Here is a 2,842-nt window from a genome sequence, read left to right on the forward strand (position 1 = left end):
ACAAGACTATAGTCATGCGGGACGATGCATGGGTTCGTTCAATAGTGCTGTATCCATCTGTTTTTTGATATTCACGCGGAGTGCGACACAGCACGCGCAGCCCTTGGGTGTGAGGTTGCGCTTATTCCGGCTGGACACGGCCGCGTGATGAGTGGTCTTCTTGACCAAAGATATAGAGTCAGGTCCATATGCCCATAGACAAGCTATTCCGACTTCCCGGCATGGAAAAATTTAATACCGAGCGACAGCGAGGTAAGGCGCTTAATCTCACCCGCCAATATGCCGCCGAGCGCCAAGCTCTATCAACGCTTTTGCAGAAATCACCCACGATCAAGGAAATGTCGGAGTGGATGGGCGCCGAAGAGACCCCATCTTTCAAAGCGAAGAAGTTCCGTGAGAAGAGGCCGGTGAAGGAACATCATGAGCCGAAGCCTTCCCGGCCGCTCCTTGGGCTCCTTGACCGACTACCAGGTCGAGCAGCAAAGATCGAGCAGGACTATCTCGACCGGTGCGCCCGGGTTGAAGCTGAGAATGCCGAGGAAGACCGCAGGCATGAGACCGCGATCAAAGCCTGGGAAGATCGCCGATCAAAGCACGAAGCTGATCAGGAAAAGGCTGAAGCGGCCGAGGCGGCACGCGTTGAAAGGACAAACCAGAAGATCCGGGACATCAAGAAGGCGTGGCAGTCCGGCGAGGTGGAAACTGTAGTTCATTATGTGGCGGCCGTCATGAAGATGTCAGATCATCCCCCACCCTTGTCACCGCGGGTGGAGCTTCGGTTCGACGGGCCGTCGAAGCTGCTTATGATCGATTATCGCCTCCCCCTTCCATCGGACATGCCAACAACGAAAACCGTGCGATACAACGCAACGTCGGGCGAGTTTTCCATGGCTCAAATCTCTCAAGCCGACGCGCGGGCCCTTTACGACAGCATGTGCTACCAAGTCTGCCTACGCACAATCAGCGACACGTTCCGCGGCGACAAGCCTCGGAACATCGACTCCATCGCGTTCAATGGCAATGTCGAGGCCGTGAATGCCGCGACAGGGAAGAGGTCGACGGAAACCATCCTTTCGATCTTGGTTACGCGCGATGAGATCGCTGATATTGATCTCAAGCATGTCGAGCCGAAAGCCTGCTTCAAAGCCCTTAAGGGCGTATCCGCTTCAAGCTTGGCCGGCCTGGCTGCAGTTCCGCCGGTGCTGACGTTCAACAAGCAGGATCGCAGGTTCATCAAAGCCGAAGATGTGGAGCTGATCGACGACGGGTCGGTCAACTTGGCCGCCATGAGCTGGGAAGATTTCGAGCACCTGGTCCGCCAGGTCTTTGACAAGGAGTTCGCGGCGCGTGGCGGCGAAGTGAAGGTAACGCAGTCGTCAGCTGACGGCGGCGTTGACGCTATTGCCTTCGATCCTGATCCTATCACCGGAGGCAAGATCGTCATCCAAGCGAAGCGCTATACCCGACCGGTCGGTGTCAGCGCGGTGCGCGATCTCTATGGCACCGCCCAGTCGGAGGGCGCTTCCCGAGGGATCCTCGTCACGACCGCGGACTTTGGGCCCGATGCCCACAAGTTTGCCAAGGATAAGCCCCTCACCCTCCTAAATGGCGGGCAGCTGCTTGGGTTACTTGAGAAGCATGGGATGCGCGCAAGGATCGATATTGCGCAGGCTCGGAAGGATATGGGCCTGACAGGCAAGATCTCGAAGAAGATGCAGGGATGATCGAGAAGATTCAGGACGCCTCGCCTGCCCAACTGCTGGAAGTGGGCTTCAGTGGCGCATACCAGGCTCAGGTCGAATATCATGCAAATTGGCGAGTCGTTCAGCGTCGGCTCGAGGAAATACGGGGCGATGGCATTGCTCATGATGCTGGCGATGGCGATGTCTATTTTGACCTACTCCTCCGGCAGATGGAAGATGAGCAAGCCGCCTATATCCGCATGACCGGCGAGCCGAGCCACCCACACAGCCGGACCAGGATGCAGATCCAGCTGACCCGGTATTGGATCGTTAGCGTCGGAGAAATGCTGAGGGCTACCAGAAATAAGACCACAGAGGGGTCAAACCTCAGGAAGAGTATGACCGTCCTTGTGGATCGCATCGGCGCGGTTCGCATGATGCTCGCGAAGCAAGACGTTCAAATTCATCAAGCGGCACGGCCAGACACCATCCTCTCTGCGGTCATGGTTGAAGGGTCGGATGGCAGGTGCGACCTCTCCTGCGAGCGGGTATCACCTCCGAACTCCTACCAGGTCAGGCCGATCGTAAACGCGGAGAACGGCAGCGTGTGCTTCCCGGTGTATGACCCGCACGGCGATATTCTGCGCGTCGATGACCGACGCGCCATCTCCGATCTGATCTTGTCAGAGTTTTCTGAATAGCGGCTTGGCCTCCTTTAATGGATTCTCATTCTTGGAAACGAAACGTGTCGCATCCGTGCTGTGGTACCCATCTATGACCCGCTAAAACACAACGAGCCGAGGGCGAGGTAGCCGTCACGATCAGCACGGCCAAAATGATAGACCCGCCGAGAACAATTGATGCTTTAACTATCTCGCTCACGCGCGTCGTACTCCTTTTCTGGACAGCTCCGGGTATTGTCCGCAATCGCGCGGGCTCGGTCAACGGCAGTGCCGCAATCGGCGCGAAGAGCCCAAAGCGGACGTTCACCTCGTCCTGGTTGTTGGTTGATGATTGCCTCTGCTACCTTACCATCCAAGTGACAGTGCCAGCGCAATATTGTAGAGTTGTCGCAGCCCTTAGGGTTCGTGCGTTAGATCGCCAGTGATAAATAAATAAATAGAGGATTTCATGCCCAAGGTCGTTGGAATTGGCGGAGT

2 protein-coding genes are annotated in these 2,842 nt (G+C 56.4%); both read left to right on the top strand.

The window, feature by feature from the left end:
- Positions 1-188 precede the first annotated feature (188 nt).
- Positions 189-1,724: a restriction endonuclease gene (locus JJJ17_RS20195; protein ID WP_200689700.1), complete on the top strand. Its 1,536-nt coding sequence runs from the start codon at positions 189-191 to the stop codon at positions 1,722-1,724.
- Positions 1,721-2,383, top strand: a complete 663-nt coding sequence (locus tag JJJ17_RS20200; RefSeq protein WP_200689702.1) for a hypothetical protein — start codon at positions 1,721-1,723, stop codon at positions 2,381-2,383. Before JJJ17_RS20195 ends, JJJ17_RS20200 begins: the two co-directional genes overlap by 4 nt.
- Positions 2,384-2,842: the final 459 nt, after the last annotated feature.

It is taken from the genome of Paracoccus caeni (genome assembly GCF_016629665.1).
GTDB lineage: Bacteria > Pseudomonadota > Alphaproteobacteria > Rhodobacterales > Rhodobacteraceae > Paracoccus > Paracoccus caeni.

Excerpts from the sequence above, each read along its gene's own strand:
- JJJ17_RS20195 (WP_200689700.1), top strand. The coding sequence starts at position 189 with ATGCCCATAGACAAGCTATTCCGACTTCCCGGCATGGAAAAATTTAAT.
- JJJ17_RS20200 (WP_200689702.1), top strand. The coding sequence starts at position 1,721 with ATGATCGAGAAGATTCAGGACGCCTCGCCTGCCCAACTGCTGGAAGTG.